Below are 18,230 nucleotides of genomic sequence, written 5' to 3'. Positions count from 1 at the left end.
ATCTCGGGTATACGCTCACGCGGTGAGGTTCGCCTAACCTAAGTCGCATTCGCCTCCGGGCGGCTCTGCGAGGGCTGCGACGGGGCAGCGGGCACCGGCCTCACTTCCGTACACCCGAAGAGAACCCGTGCTCGCCACCTTCCTCATGGGCCTCCGCGAAGGCCTCGAAGCCGCCCTCGTCGTCGGCATCCTCGTCGCCTACCTCACCCGGATCGGCCGTCGCGACGTCCTCCCCCGACTCTGGGCGGGTGTCGGGCTGGCGGTCGCGCTCGCCCTCGCCATCGGCGCCGTCCTCACCTTCGGCGCGTACGCGCTCACCTTCGAAGCTCAGGAGCTCATCGGGGGCGGCCTGTCGCTCGTGGCCGTCGCGATGGTCACCTGGATGATCTTCTGGATGCTGCGCACCGCGCGGACGATGAAGGCACATCTCGAGGGCGGTGTCGACCGCGCCCTGGCCATGAGCGGTTTCTGGGGCATCGTCGCGATCGGGTTCGTGTCGGTCGCCCGCGAAGGCATCGAGACGACGCTCCTGCTGTGGTCGATGGTGCAGTCCTTCGGCGATGCACCGTCCGCCCTCCTCGGCGCGCTCCTCGGCCTCGCCGTCGCCGCTCTGCTCGGCTGGCTGCTCGCCCGCGGGATGGTACGCCTGAACCTCCGCCGCTTCTTCGCCTGGACGGGCGGCTTCCTCGTGGTCGTCGCCGCCGGGGTGCTCGCCTACGCGTTCCACGACCTGCAGGAGGCGGGCGCCCTCCCCGGTCCCTTCGGCGCCTCGGCGACGATCGACCCCGCGACCGGCGGCGTCGGCGTCGGATGGGCCGGGTTCCCCTTCGGCTGGGCGTTCGACCTGAGCGCTCAGGTCGCCCCCGGAGGCACCCTCGCCGCGATCCTGCAGGCGACCGTCGGCTTCATGCCCGAGATGACCTGGCTGCAGGTGATCGCCTGGGCGCTGTACCTGGCCGTCGTCGGCTCTTTCTTCGTCCGCGGCGTCGGAGGCCGCCGTCGTCCGGAGGCAGCGGCATCCGCCCGCCCCCTCACCCCCGCACCTCAAGGAGCATCATGACCCGCACCCGCTGCGCGCCCGCCGTCGCCCTCGCCGCCCTCGCCGCCGTCGTCCTGTCGGGATGCGTGGCCAAAACCGAGGTCGCGAGCGCTGACGCGCTCACCGTCACCTCCACCGACTCGTCGTGCGACATCTCGACGTCGACGGCGACCAGCGGCACGCTGACGTTCACCGTCTCGAACAAGAGCTCGCAGGTGACCGAGTTCTACCTGCTCGCCGAGGACGGCCTGCGGATCATCGGCGAGGTGGAGAACATCGCTCCGGGGGCGGAGCGGACGCTCACGGTGGTCGCCCAGCCGGGTGAGTACAAGACCCTCTGCAAGCCGGGGATGGTCGGCGAGGGCATCGGCCGGGCGGACTTCACGGTCACCGGCGATGCGATCGCGGCCACCGGCGACGACGCCGAGCAGAAGACGAAGGCCGTCGACCTCTATGCGGCCTTCGTCAAGGACCAGGTCGAGCAGCTCGTGCCGGCCGTCGACACCTTCGTGACCGCCTACGAGTCCGGCGAGGATGGTGAGGCCCGCGCGCAGTTCCCGGCGGTCCGCGCGTACTACGAGCGCATCGAGCCCGTCGCGGAATCGCTCGGAGACCTCGACCCCCGGATCGATTACCGCGAGGTCGACGCCGTCGCGGAGGGCCTCGACTGGACCGGCTTCCACCGCATCGAGAAGGACCTCTGGGTGCCGGAGAAGGATGCGCTGAACGCCGACGGCGAGACCCCCGCCTGGCAGGACTGGGCCCCCTCGACGGACGCGCAGCGCGCTGCGTTCGGCGACCAGCTCATCGCCGACGTGGCCGAGCTGAACGACTACGTGCACTCCGACGCGTTCCAGCAGGCGCTCGACGCACAGGGTGTGGCGGGGATCTCCAACGGAGCCATCGCCCTCTTGGACGAGGTCGCGACCGGCAAGATCACGGGTGAGGAGGACTGGTGGTCGGGCACCGACCTGTCGGACTTCGCGGCCAACGTCGAGGGCTCGAAGATGGCCTTCTCGCTCGTCGAGGAGCTCACTGCCGCCACCGGCTCGGACGGCGCAGCGCTCGCGACGGAGATCACCGGCCGCTACGACGACCTCGAGGCGGCTCTGGCCGAACACGGCTCCCTGACGAAGGGGTTCGTCGCCTATCGCACACTGACCGACGACGACAAGCGCACGCTGACGGACCTTCTCAACGCGCTCGCCGAACCGCTGTCGCGGCTGACCGCCACCGTCCTGCAGTGACCGCAGAGGAGACGGGGTCCGAAGACGCGGTGCGCCCCGGACTCAGCCGCCGGGGGCTGTTCGGCCTCGCCGCGGGCGTCGGCGCTGCGGGCCTCGCCCTGGGCGCCGGCGGCGGAGCGTGGGCCGCGAACTCGATCGCGCGCGCCGGCGCAGCCGGAGGTCCTGTCCACCCCTTCTTCGGGGAGCATCAGGCCGGCATCACGACCCCCGTGCAGGATCACCTGCACTTCGCGTCCTTCGACATGATGGAAGGCGCAGATCGAGCCGACCTGCAGTCCCTGCTGCAGGACTGGAGCTACGCGGCGGCCCGGATGACGCAGGGACTCGAGGTCAGCGCGACCGGGGCAGTCGGCGGATCCCCCGAGGCGCCGCCCGATGACACCGGCGAGGCGCTGGGGCTGCCCGCATCCGCTCTCACCATCACCTTCGGATTCGGCCCCACCCTCTTCGAGGCCGCGGACGGGGCCGACCGGTACGGCCTCGCGTCGCTGCGCCCGACGGGGCTCGCGAAGCTGCCCGCGTTCCTCGGCGACGACCTGGACCCGGCGCGGTCGAACGGCGACCTGTGTGTCCAGGCGTGCGCCGACGATCCGCAGGTCGCCGTCCACGCGGTCCGGAACCTCAGTCGCATCGCGTTCGGCCGCGCCCGCCTGCGTTGGTCGCAGCTGGGGTTCGGCAAGACGTCGAAGACGACCGCTGCGCAGACGACACCGCGGAACCTCTTCGGGTTCAAGGACGGCACCGCGAACATCCTCGCGGACGACACGGAGGCTCTCGCCGAGCACGTCTGGGTCGGAGACGAGGACGAACCCGCCTGGCTCGCCGGTGGGTCGTATCTCGTGGCGCGGAAGATCGCGATGCTCATCGAGACGTGGGACCGCGTGCGCCTCTCGGAGCAGCAGCGGATCATCGGGCGCGACAAGTCCGAGGGGGCCCCGCTCTCCGGCGGCACCGAGACGACGGCGCCCGACTTCAGAAAGCGGGATGCCGCCGGCTCCCCCGCCATCGACGCGACATCCCACGTGCGCCTTGCGCATCCGGATATGAACGGCGGCGTCCGGATCCTGCGGCGGGGCTACAACTACGTCGACGGCAACACCGACCTCGGCCGGTTGGACGCGGGGCTCTTCTTCCTGTCGTACCAGCGCTCCCCGGAGCAGTTCATCGCACTGCAGCGGGCACTGTCGACGGATCTCATGAACGAGTACGTGCGTCACGTCGCATCGGGGGTCTGGGCGATCCCCCGCGGCGTGGGCGCGGGGTCATACGCCGGTGCGGAGCTGTTCGCCTGATCGAGGAGAACAGCTCCGCACACGGTAGGGCGAGGAGCACGCCCCCACGTGCTCCCCGCAGACTCGCGCTGCCCGAATCGCGCGAGGCCGGTGAAGGTCAGTCCTTCTTGAAGGCGTCCTTCACGTTCTCTCCGGCCTTCTTGGCGTCGGCCTTCGTCTGGTCGGCCTTGCCCTCCGCAACGAGCTTGTCGTTATCAGTGGCCTTGCCGATGGCTTCCTTCGCCTTGCCGGCGATGTCCTGAGCCGCGTTCTTGATCTTGTCGTCGAGTCCCATGAGGGTCTCCCTTCTGTGTGGGTGGGTGAACCGGTGCCTGGTTCGAGGTGTGGATGGGGGTCAGCTGACCCGAGGTGCGTCCGAGGCGAGCCTGCTGCGCAGACCGCCGTGGACGGAGACGAAGGCGGGGGTGTCGGTGCCCGTGACGGCGGCGAGGCCATCGACGAGACGGTCGACGTGATCGACGATGCGGCGGGGGTCGGCGCCCTGACGCGCGGTGACGCTCACGTGGAGGACCGGTTCGTCCTTGACCGTGTGCGCCGTGACCGACGCAGCCACCACGTCGTCCTGCCGGCTCAGCGAGTTCTTCACCGCGTCGGCGGCGAACGACTCGGTGACCGTCACCCGGCCGAGCGGGTTCTGCGCCCCGCTCGAGCGGAGCACCGTCTTCGAGCGGCGGCTGACGAGGGTGGTCATCGCGGCGATCAGGATCACCGCGACGAGCACGGCGACTGCGGTCGCGCCGATGACCGCCCAGCTGAGGGTCGTCCCGCCGATCGCGGTCGCGTCGCCCGACGAGCGCAACGCAGCGGCCACGGTGGAGCCGGACGATGTCCAGACCCCGCCGACTGCGGGAATCGCGGCGGCGGTGGCCGCGGCACCCCCGGCGATGAGGAGCACGAGCCCGACGAGGAAGAGCAGGGTGCGGTTCAGCGCACGATTGGTGTCGTTCATGCCGACTTCTCCTCTTCGTCGGAGCGTTCGATGCGAACGCGGGTGCGGACGGGACGGGCGAGCTTCACCGCGGCGATCTCCGCTGCGGTGACCGACTCCAGGTGGCCCTTGTCGATCGGGATGCCGGCTCCCGGCCGGACGGTGACGTCGATGCTGCGGTGGGCCACGCCGACCGTCACGCGGTCGCGGGCGAGGCCGGTCTCGTCGCTCACCCGCTGGGCGAGCGAGGACGCGAGCACACCGTTGTCGATGACCGCGGCACGGCCCCCGGCATCCACTTCGTGCTTGGACAGTCGTCCCGGTGCGAGAGCGAGGACGAGCAGCCACACACCCAGCGCGGCGACGACCAGTCCGCCTGCCACGGCGGCAGCGACGGGGACGTCGGTCGGCACGGCGGCGACCCATTCCAGCGCCACCATGGGCCGGACCAGGAGGGGCGGCAGCGCGGCGAGCGCGAGGATCAGTTCGACCGCGACGTACAGGGACGCCAGGACGGCCAGCAGGACGACGAGTGCGAAGGCGACGCTGCGCGGCGAGTGGGTCTCGCGGCGTACGACGCGACGCAGCACAGGAGTGGTCATCGCACACGCTTCCTTTCCGGTGTCAGGGCACCTGTCACGGTGATGTCCACCCGGGCGACGTCACGCCCGAGGAGGTGGGTCAGTCGGTCGCGCAGCTGCTCCTGCATCTGCGCGGCGCGCTCGAGGACGGGGACGGTGCTGCGCACCGCGTCGACGTCATCGAGGTCGGGGACCGGCAGCGGACTCGAGACCTTCAGAGCCATGCCGTCCCGTCGATCGGCGACACCCACGGAAACCTTGCCCCGCGGGACGCCGATGACATCGGCGGACACCGCCCGTGCGATGCCGACGAGCACACGCTCGGCGACATCTGTACGGCCGGCGACGCCGGGCTCCGCGGCGGCGGGTCGCGAGGACCCGCCGACCGCGGTTCCGTCGGTGTCGATGCGCATCAGGACGTACGCCGTCCCGTGAAGGCGTCCGTCACGGCCCGCAGATCGAGCTGGCCGGACGCGACGCGTCCGATCACGGCGCCGATCGCCATGAACAGGCCCACGAGCAGGAAGCCCCAGAACCCGAAAATGAGAGCAGCGACAGCGAGTACGGCGCCCAGGACGGCGCCCTTCATCGTGGCACTCATGAGACGCGGGACTCCTCGTGCTCCTCGTCCTCGTCACCCGGGATGTGGACGTCGTCGACGGTCACGTTGACCTCGACGACCTCGAGTCCGACGAGGCGGGTGATGGCGCCGGCGACCGCGTCGCGGACCTGAGCGGCGACCTGGTGGACCGGCGTCGGGTACTCCACGACGATGGTGAGGTCGACGGCCGCCTGCGTCTCGCCGACCTCCACCTTCACGCCCTGACCGAGGTCGGTCGCGTTGATGGCGTTGCGGATCGCGCCGATCGCACGGGCTCCGCCGCCGCCGAGGGCGTGGACTCCGGGGATCTCACGGGCGGCGATGCCGGCGACCTTGGCGACGACGCCGTCGGCGATGACCGTGGTGCCGTTCGTGGCGGACGAGGTCTCGTCGATCGCGGGCGTCGTGCGGTCCACACGACCGGCACCCGGGGTGACGGGAGCGGTGGTCTTGGTGGTCTCGGTGGCCATGATTCTCCTCTTTCTCAAACGATCTGGCGACGCCCTCGCGGTGCGTCGTGGGCCGCTGTCGTCGGCCTCGTACATAAGAGGGCCGGGCGTCCCGATTCGTCACAAAAAAGTTCGGAAAATCTTCGAACGGGTTCCGCGGTCAGTGGATACGGGCGATCTGGATGCTGATGCGGGCGTCGTCGGGAGTGTTCGCCAGGAGCGCGTCCGCGACCCGACGGGCGGCGTCGGGGGTGCTGTCCTGAGACGCGGTCGCGATGCGTGCGGCGACCAGCGGCACCCCGTCGCGGACCGTCACCGCGACCTCCGCCATCCGGTCGTCGGCTCTGCCTGCCGCGGCGGCGATGAGGCCCGGGATGCGGCCGACCGCAGATCGCGGCGAGTAGACATCGGTCACGCCGTCGACCGCACGGACGCGGGCGACGAGGTCGGGCTGGTCGGCGAGCGGCTCGGACATGCTCACTCCTCCCCTTCTGTGCCGTGGAGCTCCTCGACGGCGACGTTGACAGCGGTGACGTTGAGCTCGGTGTGCTCGGCGAGCACGCGGTAGACGAGTTCGCGGAGCGAAGCGGTCAGCTCGGGGATCGACCGCCCCCACGCCACGGACGCGGTCAGGTCGATCCGGACGGGTGCGCCTGGCGTCTCGGCATCCCCGATGATCTCCGTGCGCCCGAGGTAGATCCCGTCGAGGGAGTCCGCGCGTGAACGCACGAGGGAGCGCACGGCACCCTCGGTCACAGTGATCGTCACGCGCGGGTCCGGGTGGTGGATCGGGAAGCTCCGGCCGGCCCGCAGCTCGGAGTGGATGACGGAGAGGATGCCTTCGAACCAGCTCTCGGGCGGCCGCGGCATCCGTTCGGCATCGTCGGCGACGAGGTCGCGCGAGAGCTGTCCCACGCGCTCGAGCGCTTCGACGGCGTTGAGGCAGTCCGGGCAGGACTCGATGTGCGGATCACGCGGCAGGCGGCCGGCTTCGACGTAGCTGCTGAGCTCGTCGATGGTGCGACCGCAGTCGAGGGTCGAGGGGTCGTCGTCGCTCATCGCCACCCCTCCATCTCGATCGCGATGCTCGCCCGCGCACGTGCGAGCAGTCCTCGGACGGTGCTGTCGGTCATGTTCATCTCTTCTGCGATCTCGGCGTAGCTGAGCTCCGCCACTTCACGGAGCAACCAGCATCGCCGTTGATCCTCTTTGAGTCGATCCAGCGCGCGGGACAGCGCAGCGAGTCGATCGTTCTGGATGGCTGCGCGCTCCGGCTGCGCCTGTGACGACGGGGGCAAGGTCGCCTCGTCGAGAGCATCCTCTCGCGACCTGCGGGTCGCGAGGGCGAGCGCCTCGCGCCCGGCGATCCGCATCAGCCACGACTTCACGGCGGACGGGTCGCGGAGAGTGGGGAGCTGCTTCCAGGCCGTCACGAAGGCGTCCTGGACGACGTCATCGGTGTCGGCCACGGACTTCACGATGCGGTAGACGTACGCACGCACCAGCGACGAGTGCCGTCGCAGGATCTCACCGAACGCAGCGGTGTCTCCGTCGACCGCACGTTGGACGAGGATGCGGTCGGGGACGTCGTGCAGCGGAGAGACCATGACGCGCTCCCTCCGGATGCGGCCTCTTCGGGAGGGCCACGTGAGGAGAAACTAACCGGGCGCGTATCACCGCAAGAACTTCTTGCGCATCCGTTCACGACTCGCTAGACGAAGGCGAAGAATCCCTGGGCCCGGGCGAGAGCGGTGTCGACGCCGCGGCGCGACTCGCCGGGGAACAGCACCGCCTCCGCCTCCCCGGTGGACCCCTTCGCCAGCGAGAGCCGCCACGTGCCGATGGCGACGCCCTCGCGCAGGAGGACGGCGCGCATCATGCCGTTCGCCGTCGGACCGACGCTCACCCGGTCTCCCGCGCCCAGAGCGATGGAGCGATCGGCGTAGGACAGCGTGTACTCGTCGAACGCGGGAAGAGCCAGGGTCTCCGAACGAGCTGCGAGGCGCGACCCGGGGGTGTCATCCGGCGCTGCGAGGAGGCCGCCGCCGACGGCGGCCACCCGGTGACCGGCGCGCTCGACGGCGGCGCGGGCTGCTCCGGCAGGGATCCCGGCCCACCAGGCGAAGTCGGCCGACGACGCCGGCCCGTGCCCGCGCAGATAGGAGAGGAGGAGGTCGGCGGCCGGATCCTCTCCCACGGCGCCACCGACGGGGAGCAGCACGAGGTACTGCTCGCGGGTGACACCGTCCTCGCGCGGGACGACGGGCCCGAGTGCCAGCACACCGCGGAAGGACAAGGCGAGCAGGATGCCGTTCGTCTGCCTCGCAGACCCCGAGAGGCCTTCGCGCTCGAGCACGGCCGCGAACTCCGCTCGCGTCACTCGACCCTCGACGGCCACCGCGGCTCGGAAGACCCGCTCGGCCTTCTCGACCAGAGCGGCGTCCGCACCGAGCGCTCGCAGCTGCCGCTCGCCGGTGACGGCGAGGATGCCGGGAACCGACGACGGCGCGACGATGTGCAGGGTGCCGCGCTGGGTCCAGGCGCGGACGATCTCGCCGTCGTCGAACGCACGGTCGACGTCAGCGACGGTGAGATCGCCTGCGGTCCGGATGCCGAGAGCCCAGCGCCCTGCGCCGAAGTCCTGCGCCTGCACCGCGTGCAGATCCCGCACCACGTCGCCGACGTGGGCGGCCGGAGACGCGAGCAGGTGCGACCGGAGGCGGTGCGCCCGCACCGCTGCGATGTCGGTGGGCCCCGGCATCCGCTCGTCAGACCGTCTCGTACGGTTCGAGGGCGTCGACCACGGTCGATGCGAAGTCGGCGCTCGCGCCCCAGTCGAAGCGGAAGAGCGCGCCCTCTCCTCCCCCGGAGCCGCGGAAGACCGCGGTCGTCGGACCCGCGAGGTTCTCGATCGCGACGGTCAGCGACGCGCGACTGCTGGTGCGCATGTAGTACTTCTCGAAGATCAGCAGCGCCATCTGATGACCCGCCTCGGTCGCCGTCGCATGCTGTCCGACGCACTCGACCGTCATCCCCGACGACTGCACGTGGTCGAGGACGATGCGTGCCGCGTCGAAGGGAGCGAGGCTGATCGTCATCGTCTGCAGCATGTCCGCAGTGTGACACGCTGGCGTGCGTGGCGCACGCGTCGTGACTACACTGAGTGCCGTCCAGTGCCGAGACAGGCCCTGGTGCTCGGAAAAGGGGCACGCAGCCACCCGCGACGCCGCGGGAGCGAGACACATACGGCATCCGTCGTCATCGTCTCCAGGAGCTCCCATGCCCACCGTCGCCGCCCACGTCGCCTCCGCGCTCGCCGCCCACATCGACCATGTCTTCGGCGTGATGGGCAACGGCAACGCCCTCGTCCTCGACGCGCTCGAGCGTCGCGAGGACGTCACGTTCACCGCCGTCCGTCACGAGGCCGGCGGGGTCGTCGCCGCCGACGCCCATCACCGCGCCGGGGGCGGACTGGCCGCCGCGACGGCGACGTACGGCGCGGGCTTCACGAACACCCTCACCGCGCTCGCGGAGGCCGCGCAGGCGCGTGTGCCGCTCGTCCTCGTCGTCGGCGACGAACCGACGTCGGGCCCGCGACCGTGGGACGTCGACCAGCTCTCGCTGGCGTCGGCTGTGGGCGTGCGCACCTACACGGTGGGGCGCACGGATGCTGCGGCCACCACGGTCATCGCGATCGAGCACGCGCTCTCGTTCCGCGTGCCCGTCGTCCTCGCGATCCCGTACGACGTCGGCGGCCGGGACGCCGGCGGGATCCCGGCGACGCCTGATCCGGTGCTGCCGGCGCCCCTCGCCCCCACCGGGGCACACGCCGAGGCGACCGTCCGCGCGATCGCCCGCGCACTGACCGGGGCCGAACGTCCGCTGCTGCTCGCCGGGCGGGGTGCATGGGCCGCGGGGGCCGGCGACGAGCTCGGGCGTCTCGCCGACGCGGCCGGCGCGCTCACGGCATCGACCGCTCTCGGCCGGGGAATCTTCCCGCGTGCCGAGTTCGACCTCGGGGTCACCGGCGGCTTCGGCGCCGAGGCGGCCATGGCGACGATCCGTGAGGCCGATGTCGCGGTCGTCTTCGGCGCGTCGCTCAACCAGTTCACGATGCGCTTCGGCAGCCTCTTCGCCCCCGACACGATGATCGTGCAGGTCGACGTGGCACCCGCGGCGACGCACCCGCAGGTCGGCCGGTACCTGCGGGCGGATGCCGCGCTCGCCGCCCGTGCGATCGCCGACGAGCTCGAACGGCTCGGCCGCACCGCGTCACGCTGGCGCGACCGGGTGGACGTCACTGCGCTGCGGGGGCGGGAGGAGGGCGACGGGCTCGCTCCGGACGGGCGGCTCGATCCGCGCAGCGCCGCGGCGGCGATCGCTCGCATGCTGCCCGAGGACCGCGTCGTGGTGTCGGACGGCGGACACTTCATCGGATGGGCGAACATGTTCTGGCCGGTCGCCTCACCCGACCGGATGATGATGGTCGGCACCGCGTACCAATCCATCGGCCTCGGTTTCCCCTCGGTCCCCGGGGCGGCGATGGCCCGGCCGGAGTCCACGATCGTCCTCACGACCGGCGACGGGGGTGGGCTCATGGCGATCGCCGATCTCGAGTCCGCCGTGCGGGTCGCGCGCGGGCGGGGACTGGCGATCGTGTGGAACGACGGAGCGTACGGAGCCGAGGTGCATCTCTACGGCGTCATGGGGCTCGCGCGCGGTCCGATGGAGATCCCCGAGGTCGACTTCGCCGGCCTGGCCCGCGCCGTCGGCGCGGAGGGCGTCGTCGTGCGCACGCTCGACGACCTCGACGCGCTCGTGCGGTGGCGAGACCGCCCGGCGGAGGAGCGTCCGTTCCTGCTGCTCGACCTGCGCATCGCCGGCGCCGTGCGCGCCCCGTACCAGGAGGAGATCCTGCAGGTGAACCTGCGCCGCTGAGGGGCACGGACCGTCAGAGGCGGGATTCGTTCCGGCCTGCGAGGCCGGCGCGCCGCCCGACCGCGAGCCACGCGACGGGGCCGAGGACCGGGACGAACAGGATCACGATCGCCCAGGCGAGCGCCTGCACCGATGTGAGGCCGCGCGCGGAGCGGGCGAGCGACACGAGTGCGACGACGGCGAGCCCGATCACGATCAGCGCGACGAGCGACCAGACCACGTCGTACAGGCTCGGCAGCAGCGGGTTGACGATCACGTCCCCGAACCTACGCGATCCGGTCACCGCGCAGCATCCCACCACTGGAGGACCCGGAGGGCGAGGAACGTGAGCCATCGCGACGGTTGCCCCTCGGGAGCGTCGAGGTCGAACCAGCGCCGTCCCTCGAGCACGCGTCCCTGGTGCCACGTGCCGTCCGGCCGTTGCGCTGCGCGGACCATCTCGACGGCGTCGGCGAGCCGCTCGTCGGGCACGACGTCGTCGTTCAGCGACGCGTCACGGAAATGGTCGAGCGCGGCGAGCGCGCTGTAGCGGTGCCGGTTGGGATAGACGAACTCGGTGACGAACGGACCGACGAGTTCGCCCGTCGACAGGCGGTACGCGAGGCGGCGTTCGAGCAGATACTCCTGCCCCCGCAGGCGGCTCTCACGGAGGGCGGTGTCCCCCGTGAACCGCTCGTACGCGAGCATGCCCCGCACAGCGTTGAGCGTGGAGTGGAACGAGGAGCGCACGGAGTCGCCCTCCTCGGCCTCGCAGTTCCATCCGCCGTCGGCGAGCTGATGCTCGGGGAACCACCTCGCCAGCCGGGAGACGTCGGCCCCCAGCCACGCCCCGGTTCCGAGGGTGAACGCGTTGATGCAGACGTCGACCTCGCCGCCCCAGTAGGGCAGGTCGTCGTACTCCCACCGGCTGTTGCGGTCGAGCCTCTCGGCGGTGTCCCCGAGAGCGGATGCCGGGACGCCCCACTCGCGCAGGTCCTTCAGCGTCCACGTCGTCGCCGTCCACGGCTGCCCGGGCATCTCGGATTCCGGGCTGCCGAAGAAGCCGGCCGGGAAGTACGCGCCGCCCTCCCACTGCCCGTCCGCGCCCTGCTGCGCGAGCAGCGCCGCACCGAACCCCTCGGTCGCCACGCGGGCGCGCGTCGCCCGCCACACGTCCGCGGGCTCACCCGCGAGGTCGCGCTCGACCTGCCATCGCAGCGACGGGTCGGAGTCGCGCAGCCAGTCCAGGATCCGGGGTTCGACGCTCATGCGGTCATCCTGCCCCGCGCCGCCGACACGCACCAGGATCAGGCCGACCCCGCGAGCATCTCGCCGTAGCCCTCCTCGAACGTCGGGTAGGCGAGCGAGCCGACGACCGACCGCAGCAGCGCACCGTCCAGCACCGTGCCGCGCCGATCGCCCGGCTCGCCGCGCGGCGGCACCGGCACCCCGAGACGCCCGGCGAGGAAGGTCACGACCTCGCCGAGCGTGGCGGGTCGTTCGTCGGAACCGTGCAGCACGCGGGGCGGAACGGCGGCGTCGAGGAGCGCGAGAATCGCTCGCGCGACGTCGGTCTCGTGGATGCGGTTGGTCCGACGCGCATGGTCGACCGGAGTGCCGGCCCGGACCTGTCGGATGAGGCGGTCGCGGCCCGGCCCGTAGATGCCGGCCGGTCGCAGGATGAGGGAGTCCAGCAACTCGACTGCGCGCACCTCGCCGTCGACCAGCTGCTGCGCACGCGCGCTCGCGGGACGCGGCTCATCGGCTTCCGTCAGCGGTCGCTCATCGCCGTACCCCTCGAACACGCGCGTCGACGATACCCACACCGTCCGCGACGGCACCCCGGGCAGCGCGGCCGCGAGGTGCGCCGCCGCGTCCGCCAGGAACGCGGCATCCTCCCCCGGCGGCAGTGTGACGACGACCGCGTCCACCGCGGGGAGCGGGCGGGCCAGCGGCTGGGAGAGATCCGCCGCGATGCGGTGATCGTCGGGCTCGGATGCCGGGGACCGCCGCAGCGTCCAGACCTCACCGCCGGCACCGCGCAGCGCCGCTGCGACCCGAGTGCCGATCCGACCGGAACCGACCACGAGCGTGCGAGAGGGAGTCATCCCGTCATCCTCTCAAGCGAACGACGATGACGGGCGTGTAACAAAGCGACGCCGCATGGCCTGCGGCATCCCTCCTCGCGCGAGAATGAGGGTCGGCACCCGCCCGATTGCGCGCGGAGCGCCACCCGAACCCCTTCACCGAGCCTGCTCGGCGCCTCCGGAGGCCCTCATGTCCCGTCGTCCCGCCCTGCGCACCGCACTCGCCGCGTCCGCCGCCGCCCTCGCCCTGCTCCTCGGAGGCTGCGCGACCAGCGCCGCACCGAGCGTGTCGTCGTCCTCGGATGCCGGCCCCTCCCCCGACGACTACGTCACCCCCGGCAAGCTCACGATCGCGACCGGCGAGACCGCCTACGAGCCCTACGTCATCGACGACGACCCGGAGTCCGGCGAGGGCTTCGAGGCCGCCGTGGCCTACGCCGTCGCCGACAAGCTCGGATTCGCGAAGGACGACGTCGAGTGGGTCCGGACCAGCTTCGACGCGGCGATCGCCCCGGGGCCGAAGAGCTTCGACTTCAACGTGCAGCAGTACACGATCACCGACGAGCGCAAGCAGGGCGTCGATTTCTCGTCGCCCTACTACGCCGCCAGCCAGTCCCTCATCGCTCTCAAGGGCGGTAAGGCCGACGGCGTCACCGACCTGGCGGGCCTGAAGGACATCACGATCGGTGCCATGGCGAACTCGACGAGCGCCCTCACCCTCGACGCGCTCGACCTCGGGCTCGAGCCGAAGCTCTACAACTCCAACGAGGACGCCACCGCGGCTCTCAGCGCAGGACAGGTCGACGCCGTCGTCCTCGACACCCCGACCGCCTACGTCGCCGTGAACTTCTACATCGAGAACTCGTTCTTCGTCGGCGAGCTGCCCCAGTCGGGCATCGAGGACCAGTGGGGCCTGCTGCTCGCGAAGGACTCGCCGCTGACCCCGGCCGTCAGTGCCGCCGTCGACGAGCTCCGCGAGGACGGCACCCTCGCCGACCTCGAGGAGAAATGGCTCTCGGGCCTGACCGAGGGCGTCACCGAGCTCCAGTGAGGGCGCGCTAGCGTCGATCCGTGACCACCCGCATCCCGAGCGAGCTCGAGCTCGACCGTCGCGCCTACCGGCGGGGCCGCGAGCGGCGATCCGTCCTGATCGCGATCGCGTCGACCCTCGTCTTCGCCGTCGTGGTGTGGGCGACGGTGATCAACACCGAGGGCTGGTCGAAGGTCCAGCAGAGCTTCTTCGACCCGGCCATTGCCCTGCAGGCGCTGCCGAAGGTGTGGGACGGCTTCCTCGTCAACCTCACCGTGCTCGGGATCTCGGTCTTCACCGTCGGCGGTGTCGCACTGCTCGTCGCCCTGCTGCGGACGCTGCGGGGCCCGGTCTTCTTCCCCGTGCGGATGCTGGCCGCGGGCTACACGGATCTCTTCCGCGGGCTGCCGTTCATCATCGTGCTGTACCTCGTCGGGTTCGGGCTGCCGACGATCGTCGGCGAACGGATCGACGAGCTCTTCCTCGGCGTGCTCGCCGTGACGCTGACCTACTCGTCGTACGTCGCGGAGGTCATCCGCGCGGGCATCGAGTCCGTCCACCCGTCGCAGCGTCTCGCGGCCCGCGCACTCGGGCTCAGCCACGTCCAGACGCTCCGACGCGTCGTCCTGCCGCAGGCCCTGCGGAAGATGACCCCCGCGCTCATGAACGACTTCATCTCGATGCAGAAGGACGTCGGGCTCATCTCCATCATCGCGGGCATCGACGCGATCGCCGCCGCTCGCTCGGTGACGGCCACGACGTACAACTTCACGCCGTACGTCGTCGCCGGCATCCTCTTCATCCTGCTCGCGATCCCCACCATCCGCCTCACGGACTGGTACACGGCGCGGCTCCGCGAGCGCGAGCAGACGGGATCGGTGCTGTGAGCGACGTGCTGCGGGCCACCGGCATCCACAAGTCCTTCGGGGACCGGGAGGTCCTGCGCGGGGTCGACGTCTCGCTCGCCGCGCACGAGGTCGTCGCGCTCATCGGCGCGAGCGGCTCGGGCAAATCGACCCTGCTGCGCTGCCTGGGACTGCTCGAGCCGATCGACGACGGACAGATCTTCCTCGGCGACGAGGACATCTCCGATCCCCGCGTCGACGGCAACCGCATCCGTGCGCGGCTGGGCGCGGTGTTCCAGAGCTTCAACCTCTTCCCGCACCTGTCCGTGCTCGACAACGTGACGCTCGCGTCCCGCGTGGTCCACCGGATGCCGCGCCGCGAGGCCGAAGCCCGCGCGGTCGACCTGCTGGCCCGGGTCGGGCTCGCCGACAAGGCGAAGGATCACCCCGACCGCCTCTCGGGCGGTCAGCAGCAGCGTGTCGCCATCGCACGTGCCATCGCGACCGACCCCGAGGTGCTGCTGCTGGACGAGATCACGTCCGCCCTCGACCCGGAGCTGGTCGGCGAGGTCCTGGAACTCGTCCGCGACCTGGCGTCCGAGGGCGCGACCATCCTGATGGCCACGCACGAGATGGCGTTCGCGCGCGACGTCGCCGATCGCGTCGTGTTCCTCGACGCCGGCACGATCGTCGAGCAGGGCCCGCCGTCGGAGGTGCTGCGGCATCCGCGCGAGGAGCGCACCCGCGCCTTCCTCGCCCGCTTCACCGCCTGACGCCGGCGCCCGAGCGCCGGCGCGCGGCGGCTCTCGGCGTTCCGTTCACGGATGCAACGGATGCCGGGCGACACCCGGCATCCGCGTGCGCCTCACCGGCGTGTCGCGGACGCTGTCGCATCCGTGAACGGGCGGCGCGTCAGTCGCGCAGACCCGCGGCGCGCTCGGCGACCTCGACGACGTTCGTCATCAGCAGGGCGACGGTCATGGGACCGACGCCGCCGGGGTTCGGCGAGAGCCAGCCCGCGACCTGCGCGACGTCGGGATGAACGTCGCCGTAGACGCGGCTCCTGCCGGTCTCGGGGTCGTCCTCGCGGGTGACGCCCACGTCGAGCACCGCGGCGCCGGGCTTGACATGCTCGGCGGTGACGATGTGCTTCACCCCCGCCGCGGCGACGATGACGTCGGCCTCGCGCAGGTGCGCGCCGAGGTCGGTCGTCCCGGTGTGGGTGAGCGTCACGGTCGCGTTGTACTCGCGGCGCGTGAGCAGCAGGCCGATCGAGCGGCCGATCGTGACACCGCGGCCGACGACGACGACGTGCGTGCCGTTCAGGTCGTAGCCGTTGCGGATGAGCAGCTCGATGACGCCGCGCGGCGTGCACGGCAGCGGCGACGTGATCGGCGTGTTGACGTTGAGCACCAGGCGACCGAGGTTCGTCGGGTGGAGGCCGTCGGCATCCTTCTCCGGGTCGATCCGCTCGAGGATGCGGTCGGTGTCGAGGTGCTTCGGCAACGGCAGCTGGACGATGTAGCCGTGGCACGCCGGGTCGGCGTTGAGCTCGTCGATCAGCGCCTCGACCTGCTCCTGCGTCGCATCGGCGGGCAGCTCGCGCTGGATCGAGTTCATCCCGATCGCCTCGGACTGCCGGTGCTTCATACCGACGTAGAGCTGGGATGCCGGGTCGGCCCCCACGAGCACGGTGGCGATGCCGGGCGTCACGCCGCGCTCCTTGAGGGCGGCCACCCGCTCCGCGAGCTCGGTCTTGATCGCGGCCGCCGCCGCCTTGCCGTCGAGGATCTGTGCGGTCACGGTGTCTCCTGTCGTCGCCCCTCGACCGCGAGACTGCACCGGGAGCTCGAGACTGCGGTCCAAGACCGCTGTCTCGGGGCGTGGGCGCAGTCTCGCGATCGGAAGAGGGGGCGGATGCCGCGGCTCACTGCTGGAGGCCGGGGTACAGCGGGAACGCGTCGGCGAGGGTCGCGACGCGCGCGCGGAGCGCCTCGAGGTCGGCGCCGGGCTGCAGCGCGAGCGCGATGACGTCGGCCACCTCGGCGAACTCGGCGTCGCCGAAGCCGCGGGTCGCGAGCGCGGGGGTGCCGATGCGCAGGCCCGAGGTCACCATCGGGGGGCGCGGGTCGTTCGGCACCGCGTTGCGGTTGACCGTGATCCGGATCTCGTGCAGCAGGTCCTCGGCCTGCTTGCCGTCGATCGCCGCGTCGCGCAGGTCGACCAGGACGAGGTGCACGTCGGTGCCGCCGGAGCGGACCGAGATGCCGGCGTCCTTCACGTCCTGCTGCGAGAGCCGGTCGGCGAGGATGGCCGCGCCCGAGACGGTGCGCTGCTGACGCTCCTTGAAGTCATCGGATGCCGCGAGCTTGAACGCGGTCGCCTTGGCGGCGATCACGTGCATGAGCGGGCCGCCCTGCTGACCCGGGAAGACCGCCGAATTGATCTTCTTCGCGATGTCGGCGTCGTTGGTGAGGATGAAGCCCGAACGGGGGCCGCCGATCGTCTTGTGCACCGTCGAGCTGACGACGTGCGCGTGCGGCACGGGAGAGGGGTGCAGGCCCGCCGCGACGAGACCGGCGAAGTGCGCCATGTCGACCCAGAGGAGCGCGCCGACCTCGTCGGCGATCGCGCGGAAGGCGGCGAAATCGAGCTGGCGCGGGTAGGCCGACCAGCCCGCGATGATGACCTTCGGCTTGTGCTCGACGGCGAGGCGGCGGACCTCGTCCATGTCGACGAGCGAGGTCTCGGCATCGACCCCGTAGGCGACGATGTTGTACAGGCGGCCCGAGAAGTTGATCTTCATGCCGTGCGTCAGGTGACCGCCGTGGTCGAGTGACAGGCCGAGCAGCGTGTCGCCGGGACGGGCGATGGCGTGCAGGACGGCGGCGTTGGCGGATGCGCCGGAGTGGGGCTGAACGTTGGCGAACTCGGCGCCGAACAGTGACTTGGCGCGCTCGATGGCGAGCTCTTCGGCGACGTCGACGACCTCGCAGCCGCCGTAGTACCGGCGGCCGGGGTAGCCCTCGGCGTACTTGTTGGTGAGGACGGAGCCCTGCGACTGCAGCACCGAGACGGGAACGAAGTTCTCGGAGGCGATCATCTCGAGGAACCCGCGCTGACGGTCGAGCTCGCGCTCGAGCACATCGGCGATCTCGGGATCGACCTCGGACAGCGGGGCGTTGAACAGCGAATCGGTCATGCGATCTCCTGA

At 71.2% G+C, this 18,230-nt stretch carries 23 protein-coding genes; 7 read left to right on the top strand and 16 right to left on the bottom strand.

Annotated elements, in window-relative coordinates:
- Nucleotides 1–127 precede the first annotated feature (127 nt).
- From efeU to efeB, 3 genes are read left to right on the top strand one after another with little or no spacing between them, the layout of a single operon-like run.
- Nucleotides 128–1,060, top strand: a complete 933-nt coding sequence (gene efeU / locus M3190_RS14135) for an iron uptake transporter permease EfeU (protein ID WP_251583086.1) — start codon at nucleotides 128–130, stop codon at nucleotides 1,058–1,060.
- Nucleotides 1,057–2,286, top strand: a complete 1,230-nt coding sequence (gene efeO / locus M3190_RS14130; protein WP_251583084.1) for an iron uptake system protein EfeO — start codon at nucleotides 1,057–1,059, stop codon at nucleotides 2,284–2,286. The genes efeU and efeO overlap by 4 nt, the downstream gene beginning before the upstream one ends.
- On the top strand, nucleotides 2,283–3,578 hold the full coding sequence (efeB, locus tag M3190_RS14125; RefSeq protein WP_251583081.1) for an iron uptake transporter deferrochelatase/peroxidase subunit: 1,296 nt from the start codon (nucleotides 2,283–2,285) through the stop codon (nucleotides 3,576–3,578). Before efeO ends, efeB begins: the two co-directional genes overlap by 4 nt.
- 97 nt (nucleotides 3,579–3,675) lie before the next feature.
- On the opposite strand, the gene M3190_RS14120 is transcribed toward efeB, so the two are convergent.
- The 11 genes from M3190_RS14120 to M3190_RS14070 all read right to left on the bottom strand — a co-directional run bounded on the left by M3190_RS14120 (nucleotide 3,676) and on the right by M3190_RS14070 (nucleotide 9,247).
- Nucleotides 3,676–3,852, bottom strand: coding sequence for a CsbD family protein (locus M3190_RS14120; protein WP_018188814.1), 177 nt, complete (start codon nucleotides 3,850–3,852; stop codon nucleotides 3,676–3,678).
- A 60-nt stretch (nucleotides 3,853–3,912) separates the two neighbouring features.
- A complete protein-coding gene (locus M3190_RS14115; protein WP_251583070.1) occupies nucleotides 3,913–4,527 on the bottom strand; it encodes a hypothetical protein in 615 nt (204 codons plus the stop codon).
- Nucleotides 4,524–5,108 (bottom strand): DUF6286 domain-containing protein, encoded by a 585-nt coding sequence (locus tag M3190_RS14110; protein ID WP_251583068.1) that lies wholly within the window; start codon nucleotides 5,106–5,108, stop codon nucleotides 4,524–4,526. Before M3190_RS14110 ends, M3190_RS14115 begins: the two co-directional genes overlap by 4 nt.
- On the bottom strand, nucleotides 5,105–5,500 hold the full coding sequence (locus M3190_RS14105; RefSeq protein WP_251583066.1) for an alkaline shock response membrane anchor protein AmaP: 396 nt from the start codon (nucleotides 5,498–5,500) through the stop codon (nucleotides 5,105–5,107). Before M3190_RS14105 ends, M3190_RS14110 begins: the two co-directional genes overlap by 4 nt.
- Nucleotides 5,500–5,688: a DUF2273 domain-containing protein gene (locus tag M3190_RS14100; RefSeq protein WP_251583064.1), complete on the bottom strand. Its 189-nt coding sequence runs from the start codon at nucleotides 5,686–5,688 to the stop codon at nucleotides 5,500–5,502. Before M3190_RS14100 ends, M3190_RS14105 begins: the two co-directional genes overlap by 1 nt.
- Nucleotides 5,685–6,158 (bottom strand): Asp23/Gls24 family envelope stress response protein, encoded by a 474-nt coding sequence (locus M3190_RS14095; RefSeq protein WP_251583062.1) that lies wholly within the window; start codon nucleotides 6,156–6,158, stop codon nucleotides 5,685–5,687. The genes M3190_RS14100 and M3190_RS14095 overlap by 4 nt, the downstream gene beginning before the upstream one ends.
- A gap of 139 nt (nucleotides 6,159–6,297) precedes the next feature.
- Nucleotides 6,298–6,612, bottom strand: a complete 315-nt coding sequence (locus M3190_RS14090; protein ID WP_251583060.1) for a hypothetical protein — start codon at nucleotides 6,610–6,612, stop codon at nucleotides 6,298–6,300.
- Between the two features lie 2 nt (nucleotides 6,613–6,614).
- The gene (locus tag M3190_RS14085) at nucleotides 6,615–7,196 is read right to left on the bottom strand and encodes an Asp23/Gls24 family envelope stress response protein (protein WP_251583037.1); all 582 of its coding nucleotides are present in this window, start codon (nucleotides 7,194–7,196) and stop codon (nucleotides 6,615–6,617) included.
- Nucleotides 7,193–7,744, bottom strand: a complete 552-nt coding sequence (locus M3190_RS14080) for an RNA polymerase sigma factor (RefSeq protein WP_251583035.1) — start codon at nucleotides 7,742–7,744, stop codon at nucleotides 7,193–7,195. The genes M3190_RS14085 and M3190_RS14080 overlap by 4 nt, the downstream gene beginning before the upstream one ends.
- A gap of 104 nt (nucleotides 7,745–7,848) precedes the next feature.
- Nucleotides 7,849–8,898: a winged helix DNA-binding domain-containing protein gene (locus tag M3190_RS14075; protein ID WP_251583033.1), complete on the bottom strand. Its 1,050-nt coding sequence runs from the start codon at nucleotides 8,896–8,898 to the stop codon at nucleotides 7,849–7,851.
- A gap of 7 nt (nucleotides 8,899–8,905) precedes the next feature.
- Nucleotides 8,906–9,247, bottom strand: coding sequence for a DUF6054 family protein (locus M3190_RS14070; RefSeq protein WP_251583031.1), 342 nt, complete (start codon nucleotides 9,245–9,247; stop codon nucleotides 8,906–8,908).
- Between the two features lie 169 nt (nucleotides 9,248–9,416).
- Between M3190_RS14070 and M3190_RS14065 the strand changes: the two genes are divergently transcribed.
- On the top strand, nucleotides 9,417–11,075 hold the full coding sequence (locus M3190_RS14065; protein ID WP_251583029.1) for a thiamine pyrophosphate-binding protein: 1,659 nt from the start codon (nucleotides 9,417–9,419) through the stop codon (nucleotides 11,073–11,075).
- Nucleotides 11,076–11,088: 13 nt separating this feature from the next.
- On the opposite strand, the gene M3190_RS14060 is transcribed toward M3190_RS14065, so the two are convergent.
- The 3 genes from M3190_RS14060 to M3190_RS14050 are packed head-to-tail and all read right to left on the bottom strand — an operon-like array spanning nucleotide 11,089 to nucleotide 13,162.
- A complete protein-coding gene (locus tag M3190_RS14060) occupies nucleotides 11,089–11,331 on the bottom strand; it encodes a PLDc N-terminal domain-containing protein (protein WP_251583027.1) in 243 nt (80 codons plus the stop codon).
- 23 nt (nucleotides 11,332–11,354) lie between these two features.
- Nucleotides 11,355–12,323, bottom strand: coding sequence for a squalene cyclase (locus M3190_RS14055; RefSeq protein WP_251583025.1), 969 nt, complete (start codon nucleotides 12,321–12,323; stop codon nucleotides 11,355–11,357).
- Nucleotides 12,324–12,361: 38 nt separating this feature from the next.
- Nucleotides 12,362–13,162 carry an NAD(P)H-binding protein gene (locus M3190_RS14050; protein WP_251583023.1) on the bottom strand — a complete coding sequence of 267 codons (801 nt, stop codon included), beginning with the start codon at nucleotides 13,160–13,162 and terminating at the stop codon, nucleotides 12,362–12,364.
- Between the two features lie 169 nt (nucleotides 13,163–13,331).
- On the opposite strand from M3190_RS14050, the gene M3190_RS14045 reads away from it, so the two are divergent.
- From M3190_RS14045 to M3190_RS14035, 3 genes are read left to right on the top strand one after another with little or no spacing between them, the layout of a single operon-like run.
- Nucleotides 13,332–14,192, top strand: a complete 861-nt coding sequence (locus M3190_RS14045) for an ABC transporter substrate-binding protein (RefSeq protein ID WP_251583021.1) — start codon at nucleotides 13,332–13,334, stop codon at nucleotides 14,190–14,192.
- 20 nt (nucleotides 14,193–14,212) lie between these two features.
- Entirely contained in the window at nucleotides 14,213–15,058 is an 846-nt protein-coding gene (locus M3190_RS14040) for an amino acid ABC transporter permease (RefSeq protein ID WP_251583019.1), read from the top strand.
- Complete coding sequence (locus M3190_RS14035; protein WP_251583017.1) at nucleotides 15,055–15,789, top strand: amino acid ABC transporter ATP-binding protein; 735 nt, start codon at nucleotides 15,055–15,057, stop codon at nucleotides 15,787–15,789. The genes M3190_RS14040 and M3190_RS14035 overlap by 4 nt, the downstream gene beginning before the upstream one ends.
- Nucleotides 15,790–15,928: 139 nt before the next feature.
- Here M3190_RS14035 and M3190_RS14030 read toward each other — a convergent pair whose 3' ends face one another.
- Together M3190_RS14030 and glyA are read right to left on the bottom strand one after the other, a co-directional pair.
- A complete protein-coding gene (locus M3190_RS14030; RefSeq protein WP_251583014.1) occupies nucleotides 15,929–16,819 on the bottom strand; it encodes a bifunctional methylenetetrahydrofolate dehydrogenase/methenyltetrahydrofolate cyclohydrolase in 891 nt (296 codons plus the stop codon).
- 124 nt (nucleotides 16,820–16,943) lie between these two features.
- Entirely contained in the window at nucleotides 16,944–18,218 is a 1,275-nt protein-coding gene (gene glyA, locus M3190_RS14025) for a serine hydroxymethyltransferase (RefSeq protein ID WP_251583012.1), read from the bottom strand.
- Between the last annotated feature and the right edge of the window lie 12 nt (nucleotides 18,219–18,230).

The organism is Microbacterium oleivorans (genome assembly GCF_023715745.1).
Taxonomy (GTDB): domain Bacteria; phylum Actinomycetota; class Actinomycetes; order Actinomycetales; family Microbacteriaceae; genus Microbacterium; species Microbacterium oleivorans_D.
Note: the sequence above shows the minus strand (reverse complement) of the source record. Positions and strands in the feature narration are given on the sequence as shown.